The organism is Variovorax sp. LjRoot84, assembly GCF_964254305.1.
In the GTDB taxonomy this organism is placed as follows: domain Bacteria; phylum Pseudomonadota; class Gammaproteobacteria; order Burkholderiales; family Burkholderiaceae_C; genus Variovorax.
Map to the genome: position 1 here is coordinate 125,153 of NZ_CAXUTE020000001.1, position 22,462 is coordinate 147,614.

Sequence of the window (22,462 nt, forward strand, 5' to 3'; positions counted from 1 at the left end):
CGGGCAAGCATGCCCGACGCGCGGGCAGGACGCCGCCGCGCATCGGCACGACAGTCGGTGCCCATGCCACAACAGCAACCGCCTTATTTCCGCGAAGCCGGCGCCGGGCCCGGCGTCGTCTGCATCCACGCCAATGCGAGCGCTTCCGCGCAGTGGCGTGCGCTGATGGAGCGCCTGTCGCCGAGTTACCGCGTCTTCGCTCCCGACTCCTTCGGCGCCGGCAGGAGTCCTGCCTGGCCGCCTGACCGTGTCGTCGCGCTGGGCGACGAGGTCGCGCTCCTGGAGCCTGTGTTCGCGGCGGCCGGCGAACCTTTCTTCCTGGTCGGGCACTCCTACGGCGCCGCGGTGGCCCTGATGGCGGCGCTCGCCCGCCCCGAGCGGATTCGCGCCATCGCGTTGTACGAACCGACCCTGTTCGCGCTGCTCGAAGAAGAAGCGCCAGGCCAGGAGGCGGCGAACGGCATCCGCTTTGCCGTGGCCGATGCCGCCGCGGCCATCGATGCCGGCGACCAGGCTGCCGCCGCCCAGCGCTTCATCGACTACTGGATGGGCCCGGGAAGCTGGAGCGGCATGCCCGAGGCGCGCCAGGCGCCCGTCGCCGCATCCATGGTCAACGTCGCGGGCTGGGCCCGGGCGCTCTTCTCCGAGCCCACGCCCCTGCGGGCCTTTCGCGCGCTCGATCTCCCGGTGCTGTACATGATGGGCGGGCAGTCTCCCGCTTCGTCGCGCGGGGTGGCCAGGCTTTTGACCGGCACGCTGGCCAAGGTCACCGTCATCGAATTCGCCGGGCTCGGGCACATGGGGCCGCTCACGCATCCGGAGCTGGTCAACGACGTCGTGGCGGGCTTTCTCGCATGCCATTGAGGATTCGGCCGAAGGCCAGCCTGTCGGTTGCCGGGACGAGCCAGGAGCTTGACCAACGACCACATCGCCTGCTGATAACACCATCGTTGTCTTGCAGCGTGCACCCCTGCCTTGTAGGATTCAGACGTCGAATGTGACTTTTTCACATTTGCTTCTGAACCTCGAAACAACAGAGCCGGACATGCTGAAAATCAAGAACCCCTTGGCGTACTCACTTCGCATGCTGACCCTGAGCAGTGCCCTCGTGCTCTCGGCCTGCGGAGGTGGGGGCGGCGGAGGCGGCGGGTTCTCGGCCGGGTCCGGGACGACGGCTGCCAATTCTTCAGGCACGCTGCGCGTATCGATGACAGATGCGCCCGCCTGCGGCTTCGACAATGTCTTCGTCACCGTCGAGAAAGTGCGGGTCCACGGCGATGCCGGCGTCGACGCAGGCGGATCCGGATGGGTTGACATCGCGGTCGATCCGGCTCGACGCATCGATCTTTTGTCGTTGACCAACGGCGTGCTCACGACGCTTGGCCAGACGCCGCTCGCAGCCGGCACGTACCAGCAGATTCGCCTGGTGCTCGCGGCCAACGGGGCCGGCAAGGTCGCCAACTCGGTGGTGCCTACCGGCGGTGTCGAGCAGCCGCTCGACACCCCCAGCGCGGTGCAGTCCGGCATCAAGATCATCCGTCCCTTCACCGTGGCGGCCGACACGCTGACCGACCTGATCCTGGACTTCGATGCCTGCAAGTCGATCGTGACGCGCGGCAACGGCACCTACGGCCTCAAGCCGGTAGTGACGGCGCTTCCGAGCGCGGTCAGCGGCTCGGTGACCGGCGTGTTGGGCAGTGCGCCGGGTGCCAGGGTCTATGCCGAACGCAACGGTACGGTGGTCAAGGCTTCGGTGGCGGACGCGAACGGCAACTTCACCTTGTCGCCGATCGAGCAGAGCAGCAGCGTGGGCACCGTGGACGTGGTGATCGTGCCCACCTCGACCAACGCTCGCGGCACCGGCATCATTCGGGACGTTCCGGTCACCGCCGGCGGCAGCACGGCCCTGGCCACCGCGGGCGCCCCCATCACACTGCCGAGCTCGGCATTTCGCAAGGTTTCCGGGGCTGTCAGCCCGGCCAGCGCGCAGGCAACGATCCGGGCCCTGCAGCTGAGCGGCGCGCGCACATTCGAGATCGCCGCCACGGCGAGCAACCTCGATACAGGAGCCTACGGCCTTTTCGATGCGCAGCCGGCGCTGCCGGCGGCCGCGCCCATGGTGGGCACCTATCAGACGACGCTTCCCATTCCGCTGACGGCAGACACCGCCGCCGCGGGCAAATACAGCATCCAGGCAACCAGTGACGCGGGCACTGTCAGCACGCGGCAGGTCGACATCACTGCGAGCGACCTTGTCGATCAGAATTTCCAGTTCTGATCGATCGGACTACCTTCGCACGCGCAGCCGCAACTTCAGCCCCACCAGCGGCGTTCGAAGCGCTGCGTGACCTTCACCAGCGTGGGATGGAAGGCCTTGATATGGGCCGGGTCCGGGCCGCGCAGCACCATGGGGCGCTGCCGCTTCCGATGATCGCCATGTCGGCCCCTTCGTACGCCGGTGCGCTCCAAGCGGGGCATCTTGCATCAAGATGCGGACCGCCCAGCGCAAACTGATTGCGCTGGCCATGAAGCGAAGTCAACCCGCAGGAAACGCATGAACATCCCACCAAGCATCGCCGCGTTCTGGCAGGACTTCTGCACCGAGATGGGAGAAGATCGCTCCGCCCGGTTCTTCGAGGCCTTCCACTTCCACGACAACGAAGCCGGCGCCAACGAACTGGCGCAGCTCGTGCTCGCGGGCGTCAAGCGTGCCACTGCCGGTCTTGTCTGGACGTACGAGAGCGCAGGCGTCTCGCCACCCAAGCCAGGCGCCCTCAGCGTCGTCACTTACTGGGACGGCAAGCCCGCGTGCGTCATCGAGACTCTGGAGATCGAGGTGGTGCCCTTCGAGCAGGTCACAGCCGAGTTCGCCGCCAGCGAGGGCGAAGGCGACGGGTCTTTGGCGTACTGGCGCCACGTCCATTGGGCCTACTTCGGCCGCGAGTGCGCTCGCATCGGGCGAGCGCCAAGCCAAGTCATGCCCGTAGTCTGTGAGCGCTTCAGCGTCATCTACATGTCTTGATAAACCGCAACCTTCACGCGCCGATTCGAAAGTCTGCAGTCGAGACCAGGCGAACGCGAGGGCCAAAACTGCTGATGTTGCTGAGGGTTGTGTTGTGGTGCTGAACCACCTGAGGCGCCGACAGGTACTGATTCCCCTCCGTCGTGTGCGCGTCCTCGACCAGGATCACCGGGTAGCCCAGCGCCAGAGCCCTTCGCGTCGTCGTGTCCACGCAGAACTCCGTGTGCATTCCGCAAACGACAAGGTCCGTGACGCCGTTGTCCTTGAGCACTTGCTCGAGCTCCGTGCGATGGAACGAGTCAGGGGAGGTCTTTCGGATGCGCAGGTCCGTCGCCTTCACTTCGAGGCCACGGGCCAGCTGCCACGAATCCGTTCCGAACTCGAGGTAGCCGGCATTCGATTCATGCTGGATGAAGACCACCAATGCGCCAGCGGCGCGAGCCCTGTCCGCCACCTGATTGATTCGACGGATGACTTGCTGCGACTCGAAGGCATCATGCTCGCCTTCGCAAAGGCCCTGCTGGACATCGATAACAAGGAGCGCGGTATTCATGCTTGGAGTGTGTCAGGCCGGAAGCCGGCTCAATTCGAGTTGATCGCCAACGGCTTGCGGCCATTTGGTCGACGCCGGCGATTGTAGGCACCGGCGCGCGGCCATGAAGACGCGATCGACCGGCTAAACAATTGCAGCGCTCTGCCGATATGCATGGGAGGCTGCAGGTGCACTCCTGCCGTCAGGCACCTCACCCTTCCTTCAAAAGATCTTCATGACCCAACCATCATTTGCGGGGCGCGCAGCCACACGGCTTCTCGTCGTACTGAACACCATCGTGCTGTTGGCTGCCTGCGGCTCGCGTCAGCCCGCAGCGCCGCAGGCAGAGCCGGCCGCCGCCAGCGCGCGCAATACGGTGGTGATGCCTGCCATCGCATATGGCACGACCGCCAAGGGCCTTCAGCTATCGAAGAAAGACGATCCGTGCGATGTGCCGGCCTCGTTGCAGCAGGCCGTGCAAGACCAGTTGATCGCGCCCTACGAATACCTGCTTCCGGCCCGCTCGTCCGGCACCGACGGAGCGCCTGTGCTGAAGATCGAGATCACCGACATTCTTGCGAACGCCGGCGGCCTCTATGGCGGACCCAAGATCGTGCAATTGCGCGGCACCTTGGAACGCAGCGGAGAGCCGACCGCCGGCTTCACGGCGCAGCGACAGATGTTCATCTACTTCGGCGTGCCGCGCAGCACCTGCAGCATGGTGGGCGTGGTGACCTATGCGTTGGGCGGCGACATCGCGAACTGGCTGCAGAAGCCGACCAACGGTGCGACGCTCGGGGAGTTCTGACGTGGCTGGGCGCTGACTATGGCCGACAGCTCAAACGATCGGATGAATTCACGCGGCCAAGCTCAAACGTTGAACGCTCCTTTGCGGTGTCGAAGTTGGTCTCTCGAACTTCCGTAATGGGCCCTAAGCCGACTTCTGCGTCGCTCCGAAGCGGCCCTTCAATCTGACTACTGCAGCTCAGAAGCGAAAGGTGGAAAGCCACGCCGCGAATGAATCCGCCACATGCTCGACGGTCACGTCGTCGTGGTTCCACAGCACCACGCCAGGTTCATCCAAACCCAGCGTCGACCATCCGTACAGGTCGCCACATCCGTTGTCGGCAAATGGGACGATTGGGGTGGCACCCGTGTGGCGCTTGGCCTCAACAATCTCCGATGGCCTCAAAACACGGTGACGAATGCGAAGCTCGCCGAGCCCTCCGAAGGCGATGAACTCGCGGTAGCTTGTCGGAAACGAGCGGCCGAGCGTTGCTTCTGCCTCCCGTATCTCTTGGTCGAGTACGGCGGGGACGTCCTCGTCGCGTGCGGTCTTGCCGTTCTTCAATAGCGCTTCAATCTCTGTCACGTGTCGCACTCCGATGTCGGGTCCTGGCCGATGGCCGTCACATTGTTATGCCGCCATGGTGTGCTGCTTGAGGAGGTCTACGTACGCGACCTCCACCAACTGGGCAGCATCAATCGCGAGACGCTCCATGAGTTGTGCCGCTTCGCGGGTTCCGTCGTCGCGTCCCTCGTCGTCCCGCAGTACCACTTCAAGTTCGAGGAAGGCACCCAGCCCACGAACCTCGTCAAGATGGATGCGCGTACGTCCGGCGATATACAGAACCCGATGCTTCACAACTCGCCCGACCGTGCCATAGGCAAGGTTCAGCGCTTCGCGGAGCCCGTCCGGTTCAGAGGTCGGCGTGCGAACGTAGAAAGACTCTTTCGGCCCGGCCTGGTCGGGGCGCCTGTAGAAAATCAACTCCCCAGTCCCATCGCTGAATGCCCGCAGCTTCAGCCGACCGCTTGGGCATGCAAAGAAGGTGTCATCCTGGAAGATGTCGACCGGCCCCGTGTCGGCAAAACTGGCCGTCACGGCAGCTAGCCGTGCAAGGTCCTGCACGCGTGCTTTGATTTCTACGTTTCGAGCCATGTTCAGTCCAGCGGACGACCGCGATTGGCCCGCATTCTGCCCGTTACGGCTCGACCGTGACGCGCTGAAACTTCATCGCAGCGACGAAGCTTCGCGCAATTGCGCCTGCATGTCGGCGGAGCACTGCAACTGTCTTGACGGTTAAGACTGTGTTCATTGCCAGTACCTACAATCGCCGGCGTTTACCCAACGAGGATCCATGAAATCAAGACTGTTGCTCGCTGCGGCATGTGCACTGAGCGTCGCCCCCCTGGCCTTTGCCCAAGGCCATCCCCATTGGAGCTACCAGGGCCACGGCAGCGCCGCCCACTGGGCTGAGTTGGATGAAAGCTTCAAGCTCTGCAAGCTAGGCAAGCACCAATCGCCGATCAACGTCGACACCCGGGCGGTCGAGAAGTCGCCTGGCGCGAAGCCCCTCGGCTTTGCCTACGCGGCCGAGACCGGCGAAGTGGTCAACAACGGCCACACGATCCAGGTGAATCTGCCCGCGGCCGGCTCGGTCACTCTCGACGGGGTCGAGTACAAGCTGCTGCAGTTCCATTTCCACACGCCGAGCGAAGAGAAGATCGACGGCAAGGCGTACCCCTTGGTTGCGCATCTCGTGCATAAGAACGCAGAGGGACAGCTCGCCGTCATTGCGGTGCTGTTCAAGGCCGGCAAGGAGAACGCGGCGCTGAAGCCCGTGTTCGACCACCTGCCGGCCAAGGAAGGCGAAACCCTGAAGCTGGGCGTCGCCATCAACCCGGCCGATCTGCTACCTGCCGATCGTGCCTACTACGCCTTCATGGGATCGCTGACGACGCCGCCTTGCAGCGAAGAGGTGCGTTGGCAGGTGCTGAAGACGCCAGTCGAGCTCTCCGCCTCGCAGCTTGCCGCGTTCAGGAAGCTCTACAAGATGAATGCACGGCCTGTGCAACCGTTGAATGGCCGCAAGGTGTTGACGGCCAACTCGAATTGAGCTGGCTTCCGGCCTCATGCACGCCGCATGCGACCGCGATGACAAGTCCGTCACCGCGCCTCCGGGCGCGGTCTAGGCGCTCGTCGGCCGATCGATCGGCTTCGGGCTCTTCCGGGCGATCAACGAAAGTAGCGGGCCTGTCGCGGCCGTCGTGACCAGAGCCATCACCAGCAGCATCGTGAACAACTCGGCCCCGATCAGTCCAGCGTCAAGCCCGACCTTGATCACGATGAGTTCCATCAGGCCACGTGAATTCATCAGCGATCCCGTCGCCAGGCTCTCCCGCCAGCCGTAGCCGCACATCCGCGCACCGGCCGCGCCGCCAACGATCTTGCCGACGCTGGCCACCAGCAGAATCAGTGCAAGCATGCCCAGGCCGCTGTTCGCGAACGCGCCGGCACTGGTTCCCAGCCCAGCCAGCGCAAAGAAGATCGGCATCAGCACGACGATCGACAGTGGCTCTATCCGCTCGGCCAGCGCGTGCAGAAGCCGGTCGTCGCGCGGAAGAGCAACACCGAAGAGGAACGCGCCGAAGACTGCGTGCAGATGCAGCCATTCAGTGAGCATGGCGCAGACGAACATGCCGATCAGCAGCACTGCCAGCATCATCGGCGAAGGCACGCCGTCCGGCGCGTGGGTGCGCAGCAACCAGGCCAGCATCGGCTTCACAGCGAGGAATACCACGGTCACCAGCACAACCAGGCCGATCGCGATGCGCATGAAACCCTGCAGTCCGGCGCCAGCACTCGCCAGCGCGACAACCAGCGCCAGCAGAATCCACGCCAGCGCATCCACCACGCCGGCGGCGCCGAGCGACAGCTGGCCGATGCGCGTGCGCGTCATGTTGCGGTCCTTGAGGATGCGGGCCAGCACCGGGAACGCGGTGATCGACAGTGCCACGCCGAGGAACAGCGCGAATGGCCAGAATTCCACACCCTGCGGTGCGAGCGCAGGATGAAAGACCGGCGCGATCGCCAGGCCCAGGACCATCGGGAGCACCATGCTCGATACGCCGACCCAGCCCGCAGCCCTGAACTGCGCCCCCATGCCGCTGGGCGCGCGCAACTCGGCGCCGACGATGAACATGAACAGCACGACCCCCACGGTCGCTAGCGAGGACAGCCCTGGAAGCGATGCTAGGGGAAAAAGCTGTTGATGCCACTGCGGGAACAGCGCGCCGAACACGACCGGCCCGAGCAGGATCCCCGCCGCCATCTCGCCAATGACCATCGGTTGGCCGAATGCCCGAAGCACGAGGCCGCAGGTCCGAGCGGTGACCAGGATGACGGTGAGCTGCAGGAAGAGGAGTGTCAGGGACATGTGGCCGGTGCCGGTTTGTCGAAGGCCCGCATCCTGCCACACCGCGCACCGACGCTATCGGGCTCTAAGCCGTCCCCAGGACCAGCGCTGGAATGATGCGGGGCATGTGCGCCTTTGCCCTGCCTAGAAGTTCGCAAACTCGGTGGTGTGATAGCCGGTTAGCCGACCACCCTGAGTCGCTTCGGATGCTCGCGCCTGCCCAGTTGAAAACACAAAGGTTGCGGCGGTGAGCGCGACGAACGCGATGAGCAGCCAGAAGCCGAACGTGTAGATGAGCCAGAGCGGGCCTAGGGCAACAAGGAGAAGAAGCAGCGCTCTGAACATGCGATCAGTTTGCCCCAACCAGCGCAACGCGTTGCGTGATGGAATCGACGAATCACCTGAGAAAAAGCAGGGGCCGCCGTCCGCTCGTAGCTGGGCTCTCCCCAACGGATGCGCGGCGAGCCGTTACGGCCCTCCGTGCTTCAACTCGCGCAATTGCTCCTCTGCACGGTTGAGTTCCAGCCGCAGTTCCCGGATTTCTTGCTCCAGCCTCTCGATGCGCGCTGTGCGACTTTGCTCCGGGGCGGCGACCGCCTTGCAACGAGTTTGCAGTGCGGCCAACGCCTCGGCGAGCTGCCTTCGGCGCAGCATTTGGCCTTTGGAGCGGGCGATGTCGATGTCCCGCTCGAGCGCAGCTTCCTTAGCTTTGCAATCGGTGTTGTCCGCCTGGTCTACGGGCTGTGCGATGGCGGGAATTGCCAGAGCCAGCGCGATGGCCAAGAAGGAAGGTTTCACGCGCATACCGGTACCAGTGAGAGCAAGGAGAAGTCGAGTTTGCCAGCAACTTCCCGCGGTCGGCCGCTACCGGTTGCTCCGCCGGTCTCGCAACACGCTGACCGGCCCGCCTCTACGCCAGCCCGATCTGTGCGTGTATCTCTTTGATCACAGCCTCTTTTTCCCGGTTGTAGACCTCTGGATTGACCGGATCGATCATGTGAGCATGATCCTTGGCTTCCTCGTACTTCCTACGCAGGTCTGGACGTCGATGGAGGATGTCCATGAATGCCAAGGAGTCCTTGTGAACCGGATCACCCCGATGGCAGATGTGTATGTTGATGTTGAACCTGCGTCCGTCGTGTTGAATGCACCCGCAGACGTACGGCTTCTCATCTTTGTCCACCCACACGGCACGCCGGTGAAATCCAAGCCTCTCAAACTCCTCTTGCGCAGCGCGTAGATCCTCTCGGCTCGTGATGGCGGCGATATCCACCATGGGTTTGCCCCGCAAACCGCGGATGGCTGTGCTCCCAATGTGAACGAGCTCCACGCTCTCCAGATTCTCTTGGACGTACCGCCGTACTTGCGCGAACACATCGGAGTACGCGGGATCGTAGGGCAGGATGTTGCGGTGCTCCAAGCCCTCGTCAAACGTGTCGACCTTCATGGCGCCTCCATGCGATGCAGCGACGAGATCGTCCCTGGTTGCGAAGTGTCCTCTCGCCGAGCGGTCAGGGCTGTCAAAGACCGGACCGTATAGCTCAGACGCGTCGCGCCGATTGCATGGCCGCCCCCCAGAACATTTCTGCCGCCCTCGGCAGCTGTCCGGGCGTGCGGAACAACCGGATCTCGAGCTCCACATTCCATTTGCCGTCTCCGACCGGCAAGAGCGTTTCTTCCGCCAGCTCGGTTTGAATGAGGCTGACAGGCAGCCAGGCGATACCGCGCGCCTCGAGCGCCATCGTCTTCAAGACCGTCGCGAGGTGCGCGGTGAGGACCACGTTCGTCGCCAGCTGCTCGAGCCTGGCGCCGAGGACGGCGCGCATGATGCGGCCCAGGCCGGACTCGGTGCTGTAGGCGAGCATGGGAACGCGCGCCGAATCCGTGCCGCGCAGCGCATGGACCGGCGTGTTGCGTTTACCGGGGGCGCAGACCGGGATCAGCGCGTCGGCACCGACCACGCACGAGGGAAAGCCGCCTGCCTCCAGCCGTCCGGGAACCTGGGCATGCCCATGGCACAGCAGGAACTGCGTGCGGCCTTGCAGCATCAGTGCTTCGCATTGCTGCATCACGTCCGACACCAGTTGCATCGGGCCGGCGGACGCACCGGATTCCAGTCCGCGCAGCCATGCCGGCATGAAGGTCAGCGACAAGGCGTGCGTGGAGGCGATCCGCAGCGTGGCCGAACTCGCGTCGGCGACGGCGCGCGCCTCGTCCGGCATGCGGGCCACGCGCGCCAGCAGCTCCTGCGCCGATGAGCGGAACCACTCGCCGGCTTCGGTCAGCGTTGCCGGATGGCTGGTGCGGTCGACCAGCACCACGCCGAGCCACTCCTCCAGCGCGCGGATGCGCCGGCTGAAAGCCGGCTGGGTCATGTGCCGCTCCTCGGCGGCTCGGGAGAAGTTGCCCGTGGCGGCCAGGGCGAGGAAGTCTTCGAGCCACAAGAAATTCATCGGCGGTGCTTTGGCGGCATACAAGAAGAGAAAACGGGCATTGGCCTTTGGCGCGCTGCAGGGCGACCATGGGGCCACTCGGACGCGACTTGCTCGCCGTTCCAGGAGTTTTTAACCCAGGAGACATCATGCCGACCATCCAGAATTACCGCGGGATCATTCCTGCCATCGCCTGCCCCTTCACGCGCGACTTCCGCATCGACGAGCCCGAGCTGCGACGCCATGCGTCCTGGCTGGCCGAGCAGCCCGGCGTGGTCGCGGTCATGACCAACGGCCACACCGGCGAGGTGTTCTCGCTGACGGCGAAGGAGCGCGCGGAGGTCACGCGCATCGTGGCCAGCGAGCTCGAGGGCAGGCTCCCGGTGATCTCCTCGATCGTCTGCGAAGGCCTGCTGGAAGCCAAGGAGCATGCGCGCATGGCGCGCGACGCGGGCGCCCGCGCACTTGACGTGATGCCGCCGCACCACTGGCTGCGCTTCGGCTTCCGCGCCGGGCACGTCGCCGACTACTTCGAGGCGATCTCGGAGGCCGGCCTGGACCTGGTGGCCCACGTGTATCCCGCCTGGACGCGGGCCGCCTATTCGTCCGCCACGCTGGCAGAACTGGCGAAGCTGCCGTACGTGCAGGCCTTCAAGGTCGGCCAGCGCGACATGAACAAGTACGCAAGCGACATCAAGGCGATTCGCGAGGCCGATGCCTCCAAGTCCATCCTCACCTGCCATGACGAATACCTGCTGGCGTCGATGGTGCAGGGCGTCGACGGTGCACTGGTCGGCTTCGCGACCTTCATTCCCGGCCTCATCAACGATCTCTGGGAAGCGGTCAAGGCCGGCGACCTGAAGAAGGCCATGAAGGTCCAGGCCCTGATCACGCCGCTGAAGGACGCGGTGTATGGCGGCGGCGAGCCCACGGGCGAGGCGCATGCGCGCATGAAGGCCGGTATGTATCTCGCCGGCGTCATCAAGGACCCGACCGCCCGCCCGCCGACCGAAGCGCCGAGCGAGGCCGAGATGCAGGCGCTGCGCGCCGCGCTCGACAACGCGGGTCTGCTGAAGCGCTGAGCGCGCGGCGAGACTCAAGGATGACTGCCATGCAACGCAGAAAATTCGCGCATTGCGCACTGTCCGCCACGCTGCTGGCCCTCGCAGGCGCCGCCGGCGCCCAGGCCTGGCCGAGCAAGCCCATCACGATGATCATTCCGTTCCCGCCCGGCGGCACGCTCGACACGGTGGGCCGCATGCTGGCGCAGAAGCTCGGCGAGCAGCTGGGCCAGAGCGTGGTCGTCGACAACCGCGCCGGCGCCGGCGGCGCCATCGGCTCGGCGGCCGTCGCCCGCGCGGCGCCCGACGGCTACACGGTCCTCTTCAGCCCGTCGACCTTCACCACCACGCCGATGGTGGTGAAGACGACGCCCTACGACGTCAACAAGGACTTCCAGCCCGTCGCGCTGGTCGCGAAGGCGCCGCTCTCCGTTGCGGTCAACAAGAACCTGCCGGTGAACGACCTCAAGGGCTTGATCGCGCATGCGAAGTCCAACCCCGGCAAGCTGAGCTTCGCCATCGGCTCGCCGGCCTCGGCAGGCCATCTGTCGACCGAGCTGCTCAAGCGCGCGAGCGGCATCGACTACCTGGTCGTGCCTTACAAGGGCTCCGGCCCCGCCTACCAGGACCTGATCGGCGGCCAGATCGACGGCTTCGTCGACCCGGTGCTCGGCTCGACGCAGTACGCGAAGAGCGGCATGCTGAAGGTGCTGGCCGTGACCTCGAAGACGCGCATCGCGAGCATGCCCAACACGCCGACGGTCGCGGAGACCGTGCCCGGCTACGAGTTCTACAGCTGGTACGGCATGTGGGCGCCGGCAAAGATGCCGCAGGAGATCGCGCAGCGGCTGAATACCGAGATCAACAAGGCGCTGGAAGCGCCCGACATCAAGGACAAGCTCACCGTCCAGGGCCTGCTGCTGACGCCGGGCAGCATCGCCGACTTCGCCACCTTCCAGAAGGAAGACATGGCACGTTCGGCCAAAATCATCTCCGAGGCGAACATCCGTGCCGAATAGCCCGCGTACCCTCGTGACCGGCAGCAGTTCCGGCATCGGCCTCGCCATCGCGCAGGCCTTGCTGGCGGCCGGGTGGCAAGTCACCGGTTTCGATCGATCTGCGCCGGCCATCGCGCACGCCGCGTTCACGGCCGTCGAGGTCGACCTCTCGGACGCAGCCGCGACCGACGAGGCGGCGCGGCGGGCGGCCGGCGTCACGGCCTTCGTCCATGCGGCGGGCGTGCTGCGCGTCGGCGCCATCGGAAGCCTGAACCCGTCCGACGGCGAGCTGATGTGGCGCTTGCACGTCGACGCCGCCACGCGCATCGCCGACGTGCTGGTGCCGGCCATGGCAGCGGCAGGCCATGGCCGCGTCGTCCTCGTCGGCAGCCGCGTCGCGCAGGGCAAGGCCGGCCGGAGCCAGTACGCCGCGTCCAAGGCAGCGCTGGTCGCGCTGGCGCGCAGCTGGGCGGCGGAAGTGGCCGCGCGCGGCGTCACGGTGAACGTGGTGTCGCCGGCGGCCACGCAGACCGCGATGACCACCGACCCTTCGCGCGCCGCGGAAGCGCCCGTGCTGCCGCCGATCGGCCGCCTGATCAGGCCAGACGAGATTGCCGCACTCGTCGGCTTTCTCCTGTCTGCGCAAGCCGGCGCCATCACCGGCCAGGACATCCAGATCTGCGGCGGCTCCTCGCTGCCGCGCTAACCCTGATCGAGTTCGACCATGAAGATCATCGACATCAAAGAAGAGACCAAGCCCATCAAGTCCAACATCCGCAACGCCTACATCGACTTCTCGAAGATGACCCTGAGCCTCGTGGCCGTGGTCACCGACGTGATTCGCGACGGCAAGCCGGTGGTGGGCTACGGCTTCAATTCGAACGGCCGCTACGGCCAGGGCTCGCTCATCCGCGAGCGATTCCGCCCCCGCATCCTGGAGGCCGACCCCGCCTCGCTGATCGACGACAAGCACGACAACCTCGATCCCCACAAGATCTGGGCCGCCATGATGACGAACGAGAAGCCCGGCGGGCATGGCGAGCGCTCGGTCGCGGTCGGCACCATCGACATGGCCGTGTGGGATGCGGTCGCCAAGATCGAACAGAAGCCCCTGTACCAGTTGCTCGCCGAGCGCTACGGCTCCGGCCGCGCCGAGCGCAAGGTCTTCGTCTACGCGGCCGGCGGCTACTACTGGCCGGGCCAGGGCGTCGAGGGCCTGGAGCGCGAGATGCGCAGCTACCTGGACCGCGGCTATTCCGTCGTCAAGAAGAAGATCGGCGGCGCTTCGCTGGCCGAGGATCGCAAGCGCATCGAGGCGGTGCTCAGGCTGCTCGGGCCGGGCCAGAAGCTTGCGGTGGACGCCAACGGCCGCTTCGACCTGAAGACCGCCATCGAGTACGCGAAGGCGCTGTCGGAGTACGACCTGTTCTGGTACGAGGAAGCCGGCGATCCGCTGGACTATGCGCTGCAGGCCGAGCTCGCCCAGCACTACCGCGGCCCCATGGCCACCGGCGAGAACCTGTTCTCGATGCAGGACGCACGCAACCTGATCCGCTACGGCGGCATGCGGCCCGACCGCGACTATCTGCAGTTCGACTGCGCACTCAGCTACGGCCTGGTGGAGTACCTGCGGACCTTGGAGATGCTGAAGGAAAACGGCTGGTCTGCGTCGCGCTGCGTCCCGCATGGCGGTCACCAGATGTCCCTGGCGATCGCGGCCGGCCTGGGCCTGGGAGGCAATGAGTCCTACCCCGACCTGTTCCAGCCTTACGGTGGCTTTCCCGATGGCGTCAAGGTCGACAACAGCTACGTTGTGCTGCCGGAGCTTCCGGGCATCGGCTTCGAGGGCAAGACGGACCTTTATGCGGAGATGAAGAGGCTGGCTTCCTGATGCGCCGCGGAGAAAGCGTCAAGTACGAGACTCGGCGATGCGACGCGCAAGCAGCAGTGCCGAAGCGAGCATCAGCATGAACCCGCTGGCAGCTTCGGACCATATGGTCGCGTTGGTCGCGAGCGTGTGTTCGGAGCAGAGCGCAAGGGTGTAGTGGCCGAGGCCGCCGAGCCCGAGGGCACCGTACGCGCCGACAAGAAGCACGCCGAGCGCACGAAGCCCCAGCCGAGCGACGAGCAGACCGGCGATGCCGAGGCTGTTGACGGCCAGCCAGGCGAGATACACCTGCTCCCGGGTGAGCCAGCTCGGCATGTTGGGATAGAAGGCGATGAACTCGGCGTTGTGGGCGAAGTGCGCCAGGCTGGCGACGAAGTACACCGCGACGAGCACCCACATATGCGCGGGCAGAAGTGACCTTTTGAGCATGGGCGCATTGTGTGCTGGACGGTGCGGATCAAGGCAGCAGGTGCCGGCTGAAGAAGGCGGTGGTCTTGCGGTCCACCTCCGGCATCGCGCTGCGATCGAAGCCCGGCGGGTCGTTGAGCATCTCGCCGACAAGGCCGGTGAGCCCCGGCGGCGGCGGCGACAGCAGCGCGCCGTGGCCGCCGGTGGGCAGGTCGGCGATGTGTTCGCAGCGCGGCATGCAGGCCTCAAGCACCCGGTCGCTGTGGAAGCGCGGCACCAGCCAGCGGTCTTGCTGCGCGGTGATCAGCCCCAGCGGCACGCGCGGCACGGCCAGCGATGCCATGTCGAAGTCGGCGGAGGAGGGCACGCCGGCCACCACGGCGGCCACGCGCGCATCGGTGTGGGAACGCGGCGCGGCATCGTCGAAGCGATGGCGGATCACGGCCAGGGCGGCCCACTTTTTCACGCCGTCGAAGATGCCGCCGGTCAGCCGGGTGATCAGGCCGGCGCAGGACTGGAAGTCCTCCACCAGGTGCGCCTCGCAATGCTGCTTGAAGCCCGCCGGCGACCAGCGTCCGCCGGCCATGCTCAAGGCCGTGTGGCCGCCGGCCGACATGCCGTAGACGCCGACCTTGTCCAGCTTCAGCAGCGGCGCGAAGCGCGCGTCGCGCCCGACCGCGTCGATGGCCCGCGACACCTCGGCCGGCCGCATCGTCCAGCTGTCGGGGCCGGGGTCGCTGTCGTCCCTGTAGTTGTCGGCCCGGTGCTCGGGCATGGCGACGACGAAGCCGGCTTCCACCAGGTTGCGCGCCAGGTCCGCATGCACCCAGGGCGAGCCGCCCGAGCCATGCGAGATCACCACCAGCCGGCCATTCCCGCGCGCCGGCATACCCTGCGGCGCCAGCGTCAGGGTGAAGCGCCCGCGCTGGACCGGCCGGGCCTCGTCGCCCGACGGGTAGTACAGCGTGACCGGGCCGTCGTCGGCCGTGGCGGGGATTTCGCCCAGGCCGACGGAGGCCTGCGCCAGGCCGGACAGCAGCGCCAGCGCCAGGGCCGGCCAACGGAATGAACGCATCGAATCAGCTCCTCATCAAAACTTAAAAATGGAAGTATTCGTTTTGCCTGCGCAGGCTGCGGGATAGAGAACTTCATCCGCACAAGGCCGGCATCTCGTGGCATTCTCGGCCGCTTGAGTTTGAACGGGCTGGCATGAAGAACAGGACGCGCGGCACGGTCGAGATGACCGCCGCCATGGTGATTTCCGGAACCATCGGATGGTTCGTCGTGCAATCGGGTCTGCAGATCATCGACTTGCTGTTCTGGCGCTGCGTCTTCGGCGCCGCGACGCTCCTGATCGTCTGCGCGGCCATGGGCATGCTGCGCGGCAAGCTCCCGCTTCGGCTCATCGGCTGGGCCGCGCTCGGCGGTGCGGCCATCGTGCTCAACTGGGTGCTGATCTTCGCCTCGTTCTCGCGCGCCTCCATCTCCATCGCCACGGCGGTCTACAACACCCAGCCTTTCATGCTGGTCCTGCTGGGCGCGTTGCTGTTCTCCGAGCGGCTGACCGCGAACAAGTTCATGTGGCTCGGCCTGGCTTTCATCGGCGTGCTGCTCATCGTGCAGGCCAAGTCCGATGCGGACTACGCCGGCACCGGCTATCTCACCGGCATTCTGTTGGCGCTCGGCGCGGCCTTCTTCTATGCGCTGGCCGCCATCATCACCAAGAAGCTCACCGGCACGCCGCCGCATCTGATCGCGCTCATCCAGGTCTGCGTCGGCATCCTCATGCTGGCGCCCTTCGCCCACTGGTCGGAGCTCCCCACCGACAGCCAGGCGTGGGGCAACTTCCTCATCATGGGTGCCGTGTACACCGGCCTCGTGTTTGTGCTGCTCTACGGCGCGATACAGAAACTGCCGACGCACGTGACGGGCGCACTGTCTTTCGTCTACCCCATCGTCGCGATCGTCGTCGACTTCGTGGCCTTCGACAATCGGCTGCATCCGGTGCAGATGCTCGGCGTGGCCGCCATCCTGCTGGCGGCCGCGGGCATCAACCTCGGCTGGTCCTTCGGGCGGGCGAAGGCCTGCGTCGAAGGATCCCGGGCGCTCGATTGAGCTCAGAACGCCACTGAGGCCTGGACGTACAGCGTGCGCGGCTGGCCGACGTACTTGCCGCCGTTGTTGTCGACCGAGCGCGTGTAGTAGCGGCGGTCGAACAGGTTCTTCACGCCGACGGCCAGCTTCAGGTTGCTGAGCTGCGAGCCGAAGTCGTAGCCCGCGCGCAGGTTCACGGTCGCGTAGCCGGGAATGTCACCGAGCCGCCCGCTCGCATCTTCCAGCGTGACGTACTGGGCGCCCGCGTCGGGCGATCCGGGCGAGCGCTGTTTGGACTGCGCGAACACGTCCGCATTCAAGGTCCAGGGACCGCGCTGGTAGCGAGCGCCGAGCGATGCCACCTGGCGCGAGTAGAAGGGCAGGTCGCGCCCGGCGAAGACGCCGGCCTTGGAAATGGCCTGCGTGTAGGTGTAGGTCGCATAGACCGAGAAGCCCTTGAGCGCGGCGTTCAGCGCCCCGAGCTCGTAGCGCATCGCCGCTTCCAGGCCGCGATGCCGTGTCGCGCCCAGGTCGGTCCACGTGCCTTCGCCCACGATCGAGCGGGCCAGCTGCAGTTCCTTGTCGAAGTCGATGTTGAACAGCGTCAGCTCGGAGCTCCAGGCTTCGCCCTTGTAGTGGGTGCCGATCTCGTAGGTGTTGGCCTTTTCGGGGTGCAGGCCCTCCGTGGCCTGAGCGAGCTGCGCGTACTGCTGCGGTCCGAAGGACACGCCCGCGTTCGCGAACAGCGACCAGCGTTCGTTCATGCGGTACATGACCGACAGCGTGGGCAGCACCTCGTTGGAGTCGATCTTCGGAAACAGGGTGCTGGTGATCCTGCTGCCGGTGAGGTTCACCACGTCGTTGTGCGTGCGGATGGCTTCGTAGCGCACGCCGGGCGTGACGGTCCAGTTGCCGAAGTCGATCCGGTCGTCGATGTAGAACGCATGCGCGGTCGTGCCGCCCGCGCTGGTCTGGTAAGTCGGCGAGGCCAGCGTGTAGGCATCGAAACCCGGACGCGGCCGGTAGGACGCGCTGCGCGTCGCCACTTCCGAACTCGACTCCTTCAGGTAGCGGTAGCCGACGCTGACTTCCTGGACCACGCTGCCGGAATCGAAGAGCCGCGAGTAGCGGGGCTCGACCGCGAAGGTGTTGTAGTTGCGCGGGGCCGCGGTGAGGCGGCGCAGGCCGGCGCTGGCGCCGGTGCCCTCCTGCTCGATGTGGCTGCCGCGGAAGGAGTCGGTGTAGTAGCTGAGCAGCTCGAACTTGTTGATGCCGTCGTTGTGCGTGTACTTGATCGAGCCGTCGGTCCGGCGCCCGGTGAATTCGTCGAAGGGGCGGTCGGACTGGAAGGGGTTCGCGGCGTACTGCGCCGTGGTCAACCCGCCCGGCATGCGCCCGCTGCCCTCGAAGTGATGCAGCGACAGCGCGATGTCGTCGTATTTGGAGAAACGGTAGGCGCCCTTCAGCATCACATCGTCGATCCTGGTGCTGTCGTTGCTGCTGCGATAACCGTCACCGTGCGTTCCGGAATACAGGAGCGCCAGGCCGAGCCCCTGCTCGTTGGTGCCGCCGACGAACAGGCTCGGCGTCGTCTTGACGCCGCCGCCGTGGCTCGCGCTCTCGACGCCGATGCTCGCGTCGGCAGTGAACTGCCGGGGAATCGAACGCGTCACGAAGTTGATGATGCCGCCGACGTTCTGCGGGCCATAGCGCACCGAACCCGCGCCCCGCACCACGTCGACCGCCTCGAGGCTGCCGAGCGACAGCGGTGCCAGCGACAGCTGCGGCTGGCCGTATGGCGCGTACGCCAGCGGCACGCCGTCCAGCAGGATGGTGGAACGCGGCGACAGCCGGGACGTCAGCCCGCGCACCCCGACGTTGAGCGAGATGTCGCTGCCGCCGGTGCCGTTGCTCTCCTGCACCTGCACACCGGGGATCTGGCGCAGCACGTCGCGCACGCTGGTGGAGCCGCTTTCCTCGATCTGCTTGCGTTCGATGATGGTGCGTGCGCCGGGATGTTCGAGCACCTTGGTTTCGCTGGGGCTGCCGAGCCAGTCGCCGGTGACGGTGACCGTTTCCAGCTGCGCGCCGGGCGACGCATCGGCTTCGGCAGCAAGGGCTTGCAGGCTGATCTGAAGCAGCGCGATGGCGATGGCCACGCGGGTTTTTGGGGGGGACAAGGCTTCTCCTTCGAATAAAAAACTGGCGACGCAGGACGGCCTGGCTCAGGACGTCGTGCGGCTGGAAAGTGCGTTGCTGCGGGCGGCGCCGGCCACGGCGCGCCGGCGCCACCAGAGCCAGACGCCGCTCAGCCCGAGGCCGCCGAGCGCGAGGCCGAGCAGGGCAGTGACGGCTTCGTGCACCGGCCCGCCGAGCACGCCGGTGTGCAGCGGATAGATCACCGCCACCGCGCCGTTGCCGGCGTCGAGCTCCTGCCATCGGCGCACCGCCAGCACCTCGCCCGTTCGCGGATGCAGCCAGACCGAGCTGATGCCGTTCGGATGCGGATCGTCGGCAAGCCGGAAGCGCACGCGCAACGGACGGTCGGCCTTGGCGGGTACGTGCATGTAGCCGATCGGCTGGCCCGGAAGCTCTTGCTGCGCACGGGCCACGAGTTCGTCGAGCGAAAGCTGCGCCCCGGCCGGCGCTCCCTTGGGCACCACGGGCGGCTTGACGGGCTGCTGCCCGATCGCGGTGGAGATGAAGTTGCCCAGCGGCCGCCAGGCCATGTAGGCGCCGGTCGCTACCGAGACGGCGATCAGCAGCCCGAGCACCGCGCCGCCGGTGCGGTGCAGGTCGAACAGCCCGCGCAGCAGGCCGCGATGGAGCGTGATGCGCAACGAGGGCGGCCAGCGCGTCGGCCACCAGAGCACCAGGCCGGTGATCAGAAGGAACAGATAGGCCAGCGCAGCGCAGGCCAGGATGCCCTTGCCGGCGTCGTCCAGGAGCAGGCTGCTGTGCAGCTCGAAGAGCAGGTTGTACGCACCTTCGTGCGTGCCGCGCCGTCCTTGTTCTGCGCCGGTCGCGGGGTCGAGGTAGAGCGTGCCCTCCCACTTGCCGCGCACCATCACCCAGAGCGTTTCGCCGGGCTTGCGCGGCGGGCGCAGCGTGAGGTTGGTGTCCGGGCCGAACTCGACCAGGAGGCGCTGGCGCAGCGACTCGAGCGGCAGCGCCGCTGTCGCCGCGTCACCGGCCGTGCGTGCGACGAAGAAGGCGGGATGGGCGTAGCGGTCGAGCGGCAGCGCCACCACCAGCATCGCGCCGAGCAAGGCGGTGAGGGCGAGCAGCGGACCGAGCGAGAGGCCGATCCAGCGGTGAATCCTGAGCCAGAGACGTCTCAGCGGGGCGCGCAGCATGAACAACAGGGACGGCGAGTCCCATCACGATGGTTGTTGGCTGCGCACCGCTGGCGGTGCGTTGGCTGGGGAGGGGGGTGGGAAAAAGATGCTAACGCATTTCCCATCGTCGGCCAGAATGCCGAGCCGCTCGAACGCGGCCATCAATATCAACAATGGAGTTTCGACCGTGACCTTGAGGATCCCTTTTTCCACCCTGGCCATGACGGCCGCGATCGTGGTGCTGGCCGCGGGCTGCTCGACGCAGTCCCGCACCTCTTCTCAAGCCGCCGCTCCGGCGCCGGCAACCCAGGCGGCACCGGCACCGGCCGCGCCCCCCGCGCCACCGGTGCCCGAGGGCATGAGCTACGGCGAGCTCACCGGCGTGCTGGGCAACGGCAACGAGAAGCGCGTCAGGCAGGAGCTGGTCGGCAAGACCGTGGCGCTGAACCTTGCCAAGGCCAAGGCCAAGGGCCGCGGGGTGCCAGCCGGGCACTACGAGGTCGATGACACGGATGCGATCTACTTCCGCTGCAGGACCGCCGCCCCCGGCTTCGCAGGCGGCGAGATCAGCACCAAGGTCAGCGGCTATCGCTTCGTGACCAGGGCCAAGCAGAAGATCGTCGACCTCGAACGCTGCGCACCGCCAGAGCCCGTCAGGACTGCCGCGGCACCGGCCGCAGCGCCGGCACCTGCCGCGGCACCCGCACCGCAACCGGCAGCACCCGCCCGTTCGAGCGGCGGCGTCGCCAAGGCCGGCATGGACGCGCAAGGCAACGTGGTCGATTCATCCAAGGTCGAGGCCGGCAGCGGCCGCACCGTGAAGGGCCTGAACGACTACGAGGGCGAGATCACCGGCAACCCCGCGCCCAACAGCAAGTTCAGCAAGTTGCAGATCGGCATGCCGGCGCGCCAGGTGACCGACCTCGCGGGCCCGCCCACCGACCAGGGCGCCTACATCACGGGCAAGGCCTGGATCCCCTTCTACTTCGGCGCCGACCGGCATCGCTTCGAGATGACCTACAAGGGCCAGGGCCGCCTCATCTTCGCCGGCGGCGGCATGGGCGATTTCTCCAGCGGCAACCTGATCTGGATCATCCACAACGCCAACGAGGCCGGCTACCGCTGATCGAAGACCAGGGCCTGGTGCCGGTCCAGCGCTTACGATCCCGCGCACCGGCATTCTGCGAAAGGGCTACATGAGCGATGGTTTCCTGGCAACGCTCTCGTGGCCCTCGGCACTCGCCTTCGTGCTGGCGCTCCTGGTCGTCCTGCTCGGGCTCGTCATCTGGTCGATCCGCCGGCACCGCGATCCACGCCTCGTAATCGACTGCGATGCGCCGATCACCGAACTGATGCCGTCGCTGTCCGGTCTGACGCAAGGCACGATCTACGAAGGCAACGCGGTCGAGCTGCTGGCGAACGGTGCCTTCTTCGACGCGATGTTCGAAGAGATCCGCGCCGCCACCTGCTCGGTGCACTTCGAGACCTTCCTGTGGAAAGAAGGCGTTCTCGGCACGCGCCTGGTCGATGCGCTCGTCGAACGCCGCCGCGCCGGCGTGCCGGTGCGCGTGCTGGTCGACGCCGATGGCGGCAAGAAGATGGGCGAGGGCGCCTCGCGCCGCCTGCGCGAGGCCGGCTGCCGGCTCGCGATGCACCACCCGCGCCACGTGCGCAACATCGGCGTCTTCAACGACCGCGACCATCGCAAGCTGGTGGTGGTCGACGGCAAGGTGGCGCTGGTCGGCGGCCATTGCATCGTCGACGGCTGGCTCGGCGACGGGCAAGACCGTGAGCACGTGCGCGACCTCGGCGTGCGCCTGCGCGGGCCCATCGTGCATGCGGTGCAGGCCGCCTTCAGCGAGAACTGGGTGGAAGACACCGGCGAGCTGTTCGTCGGCGACGCGGTGTTCCCGCCGCTGGAGCGCGTGGGCGAGGTGGCGGTGCATGTCGCGAGCCTCAAGCCCGAAGGCTCGCCGCCGGCGGTGAAGATCCTGCACCACCTGGTGGTGTGCGTCGCGCGCAAGCGCATCCGCATCCAGAACCCTTACTTCCTGCCGGACCGCGAGGCCATCGACGCGCTGTGCGAGGCGGCGCAGCGCGGGGTCGACGTGCGCGTGATGGTGCCTTCGACCGAGGCCTCCGACATGCCCATGGTGCAGCACGCCGCACACCGCAACTTTCATTTGCTGCTGGCCGGCGGCGTGCGCATCTTCGAATACCAGAAGTGCCTGCTGCACCAGAAGGTGATGACCATCGACGGCGCCTGGTGCGCCATCGGTTCGAGCAACTTCGACGACCGCTCCTTCGAGACCAACGACGAGATCACGCTCGGCCTGCGCGACGAGGCGCTGGCCGCGCAGCTGGAGGAGATCTTCGAGCGCGACACGCGCGACTGCATCGAGCTGCAGGCCGACGCGTGGGCGCGCCGCGGGCTGTGGCACCGCTGCAAGGACAACGTGCTCTACGTGTTCAACGAGCTGCTGTGAGACG

General features: G+C 66.4%; 25 protein-coding genes. 12 read left to right on the plus strand and 13 right to left on the minus strand.

Going from position 1 to position 22,462, the window contains the following annotated elements; genetic code table 11:
- Window positions 1-63: 63 nt before the first annotated feature.
- Both ACSQ9I_RS00645 and ACSQ9I_RS00650 read left to right on the plus strand, forming a co-directional pair.
- Window positions 64-864, plus strand: coding sequence for an alpha/beta fold hydrolase (locus ACSQ9I_RS00645; protein WP_436311934.1), 801 nt, complete (start codon window positions 64-66; stop codon window positions 862-864).
- Between the two features lie 220 nt (window positions 865-1,084).
- Complete coding sequence (locus ACSQ9I_RS00650) at window positions 1,085-2,278, plus strand: DUF4382 domain-containing protein (RefSeq protein ID WP_436315689.1); 1,194 nt, start codon at window positions 1,085-1,087, stop codon at window positions 2,276-2,278.
- A gap of 35 nt (window positions 2,279-2,313) precedes the next feature.
- On the opposite strand, the gene ACSQ9I_RS00655 is transcribed toward ACSQ9I_RS00650, so the two are convergent.
- Window positions 2,314-2,478 (minus strand): hypothetical protein, encoded by a 165-nt coding sequence (locus tag ACSQ9I_RS00655; RefSeq protein WP_436302318.1) that lies wholly within the window; start codon window positions 2,476-2,478, stop codon window positions 2,314-2,316.
- A 76-nt stretch (window positions 2,479-2,554) separates the two neighbouring features.
- Here ACSQ9I_RS00655 and ACSQ9I_RS00660 point away from each other — a divergent pair, with 76 nt between their 5' ends.
- Window positions 2,555-3,022, plus strand: a complete 468-nt coding sequence (locus ACSQ9I_RS00660) for an ASCH domain-containing protein (RefSeq protein WP_436292239.1) — start codon at window positions 2,555-2,557, stop codon at window positions 3,020-3,022.
- A gap of 13 nt (window positions 3,023-3,035) precedes the next feature.
- On the opposite strand, the gene ACSQ9I_RS00665 is transcribed toward ACSQ9I_RS00660, so the two are convergent.
- Window positions 3,036-3,575: a cysteine hydrolase family protein gene (locus ACSQ9I_RS00665; RefSeq protein WP_436311935.1), complete on the minus strand. Its 540-nt coding sequence runs from the start codon at window positions 3,573-3,575 to the stop codon at window positions 3,036-3,038.
- Window positions 3,576-3,789: 214 nt separating this feature from the next.
- Between ACSQ9I_RS00665 and ACSQ9I_RS00670 the strand changes: the two genes are divergently transcribed.
- On the plus strand, window positions 3,790-4,362 hold the full coding sequence (locus tag ACSQ9I_RS00670) for a hypothetical protein (RefSeq protein ID WP_436311936.1): 573 nt from the start codon (window positions 3,790-3,792) through the stop codon (window positions 4,360-4,362).
- Between the two features lie 177 nt (window positions 4,363-4,539).
- Here ACSQ9I_RS00670 and ACSQ9I_RS00675 read toward each other — a convergent pair whose 3' ends face one another.
- Together ACSQ9I_RS00675 and ACSQ9I_RS00680 are read right to left on the minus strand one after the other, a co-directional pair.
- Entirely contained in the window at window positions 4,540-4,926 is a 387-nt protein-coding gene (locus tag ACSQ9I_RS00675) for an SMI1/KNR4 family protein (RefSeq protein ID WP_436311937.1), read from the minus strand.
- A gap of 45 nt (window positions 4,927-4,971) precedes the next feature.
- Window positions 4,972-5,496 carry a class IV adenylate cyclase gene (locus ACSQ9I_RS00680; protein ID WP_436311938.1) on the minus strand — a complete coding sequence of 175 codons (525 nt, stop codon included), beginning with the start codon at window positions 5,494-5,496 and terminating at the stop codon, window positions 4,972-4,974.
- 199 nt (window positions 5,497-5,695) lie between these two features.
- Here ACSQ9I_RS00680 and ACSQ9I_RS00685 point away from each other — a divergent pair, with 199 nt between their 5' ends.
- Window positions 5,696-6,454, plus strand: a complete 759-nt coding sequence (locus tag ACSQ9I_RS00685; RefSeq protein ID WP_436311939.1) for a carbonic anhydrase — start codon at window positions 5,696-5,698, stop codon at window positions 6,452-6,454.
- A gap of 72 nt (window positions 6,455-6,526) precedes the next feature.
- Here ACSQ9I_RS00685 and ACSQ9I_RS00690 read toward each other — a convergent pair whose 3' ends face one another.
- The 5 genes from ACSQ9I_RS00690 to ACSQ9I_RS00710 form a co-directional block, all read right to left on the minus strand.
- Entirely contained in the window at window positions 6,527-7,774 is a 1,248-nt protein-coding gene (locus ACSQ9I_RS00690) for a cation:proton antiporter domain-containing protein (protein ID WP_436311940.1), read from the minus strand.
- A gap of 123 nt (window positions 7,775-7,897) precedes the next feature.
- Window positions 7,898-8,098, minus strand: a complete 201-nt coding sequence (locus tag ACSQ9I_RS00695) for a hypothetical protein (RefSeq protein ID WP_436311941.1) — start codon at window positions 8,096-8,098, stop codon at window positions 7,898-7,900.
- A gap of 123 nt (window positions 8,099-8,221) precedes the next feature.
- Window positions 8,222-8,536 carry a DUF1090 family protein gene (locus ACSQ9I_RS00700; RefSeq protein WP_436311942.1) on the minus strand — a complete coding sequence of 105 codons (315 nt, stop codon included), beginning with the start codon at window positions 8,534-8,536 and terminating at the stop codon, window positions 8,222-8,224.
- 127 nt (window positions 8,537-8,663) lie between these two features.
- Window positions 8,664-9,200 (minus strand): GrpB family protein, encoded by a 537-nt coding sequence (locus tag ACSQ9I_RS00705; protein ID WP_436311943.1) that lies wholly within the window; start codon window positions 9,198-9,200, stop codon window positions 8,664-8,666.
- A gap of 94 nt (window positions 9,201-9,294) precedes the next feature.
- Window positions 9,295-10,206 (minus strand): LysR family transcriptional regulator, encoded by a 912-nt coding sequence (locus ACSQ9I_RS00710; protein WP_436311944.1) that lies wholly within the window; start codon window positions 10,204-10,206, stop codon window positions 9,295-9,297.
- Between the two features lie 128 nt (window positions 10,207-10,334).
- Here ACSQ9I_RS00710 and ACSQ9I_RS00715 point away from each other — a divergent pair, with 128 nt between their 5' ends.
- From ACSQ9I_RS00715 to ACSQ9I_RS00730, 4 genes are read left to right on the plus strand one after another with little or no spacing between them, the layout of a single operon-like run.
- Window positions 10,335-11,267, plus strand: a complete 933-nt coding sequence (locus tag ACSQ9I_RS00715) for a dihydrodipicolinate synthase family protein (protein WP_436292249.1) — start codon at window positions 10,335-10,337, stop codon at window positions 11,265-11,267.
- Between the two features lie 29 nt (window positions 11,268-11,296).
- A complete protein-coding gene (locus ACSQ9I_RS00720) occupies window positions 11,297-12,265 on the plus strand; it encodes a Bug family tripartite tricarboxylate transporter substrate binding protein (protein WP_436311945.1) in 969 nt (322 codons plus the stop codon).
- Window positions 12,255-12,950: an SDR family NAD(P)-dependent oxidoreductase gene (locus ACSQ9I_RS00725; protein WP_436311946.1), complete on the plus strand. Its 696-nt coding sequence runs from the start codon at window positions 12,255-12,257 to the stop codon at window positions 12,948-12,950. The genes ACSQ9I_RS00720 and ACSQ9I_RS00725 overlap by 11 nt, the downstream gene beginning before the upstream one ends.
- Before the next feature lie 18 nt (window positions 12,951-12,968).
- Window positions 12,969-14,135: a mandelate racemase/muconate lactonizing enzyme family protein gene (locus tag ACSQ9I_RS00730; protein WP_436311947.1), complete on the plus strand. Its 1,167-nt coding sequence runs from the start codon at window positions 12,969-12,971 to the stop codon at window positions 14,133-14,135.
- An 18-nt stretch (window positions 14,136-14,153) separates the two neighbouring features.
- Here ACSQ9I_RS00730 and ACSQ9I_RS00735 read toward each other — a convergent pair whose 3' ends face one another.
- Both ACSQ9I_RS00735 and ACSQ9I_RS00740 read right to left on the minus strand, forming a co-directional pair.
- Window positions 14,154-14,525: a hypothetical protein gene (locus tag ACSQ9I_RS00735; RefSeq protein WP_436311948.1), complete on the minus strand. Its 372-nt coding sequence runs from the start codon at window positions 14,523-14,525 to the stop codon at window positions 14,154-14,156.
- 64 nt (window positions 14,526-14,589) lie between these two features.
- Window positions 14,590-15,615, minus strand: a complete 1,026-nt coding sequence (locus tag ACSQ9I_RS00740) for an alpha/beta hydrolase family protein (RefSeq protein ID WP_436311949.1) — start codon at window positions 15,613-15,615, stop codon at window positions 14,590-14,592.
- A gap of 134 nt (window positions 15,616-15,749) precedes the next feature.
- Here ACSQ9I_RS00740 and ACSQ9I_RS00745 point away from each other — a divergent pair, with 134 nt between their 5' ends.
- Window positions 15,750-16,655: a DMT family transporter gene (locus ACSQ9I_RS00745; RefSeq protein WP_436311950.1), complete on the plus strand. Its 906-nt coding sequence runs from the start codon at window positions 15,750-15,752 to the stop codon at window positions 16,653-16,655.
- A 2-nt stretch (window positions 16,656-16,657) separates the two neighbouring features.
- Here the strand turns inward: ACSQ9I_RS00745 and ACSQ9I_RS00750 are convergent, their stop codons facing one another.
- Both ACSQ9I_RS00750 and ACSQ9I_RS00755 read right to left on the minus strand, forming a co-directional pair.
- The gene (locus ACSQ9I_RS00750) at window positions 16,658-18,814 is read right to left on the minus strand and encodes a TonB-dependent receptor family protein (protein ID WP_436311951.1); all 2,157 of its coding nucleotides are present in this window, start codon (window positions 18,812-18,814) and stop codon (window positions 16,658-16,660) included.
- A 45-nt stretch (window positions 18,815-18,859) separates the two neighbouring features.
- Entirely contained in the window at window positions 18,860-19,990 is a 1,131-nt protein-coding gene (locus ACSQ9I_RS00755) for a PepSY-associated TM helix domain-containing protein (RefSeq protein WP_436311952.1), read from the minus strand.
- 169 nt (window positions 19,991-20,159) lie between these two features.
- On the opposite strand from ACSQ9I_RS00755, the gene ACSQ9I_RS00760 reads away from it, so the two are divergent.
- Window positions 20,160-21,098 (plus strand): hypothetical protein, encoded by a 939-nt coding sequence (locus ACSQ9I_RS00760; RefSeq protein ID WP_436311953.1) that lies wholly within the window; start codon window positions 20,160-20,162, stop codon window positions 21,096-21,098.
- A gap of 70 nt (window positions 21,099-21,168) precedes the next feature.
- The gene (locus ACSQ9I_RS00765) at window positions 21,169-22,458 is read left to right on the plus strand and encodes a phospholipase D-like domain-containing protein (protein ID WP_436292257.1); all 1,290 of its coding nucleotides are present in this window, start codon (window positions 21,169-21,171) and stop codon (window positions 22,456-22,458) included.
- The last annotated feature ends 4 nt before the right edge of the window (window positions 22,459-22,462 follow it).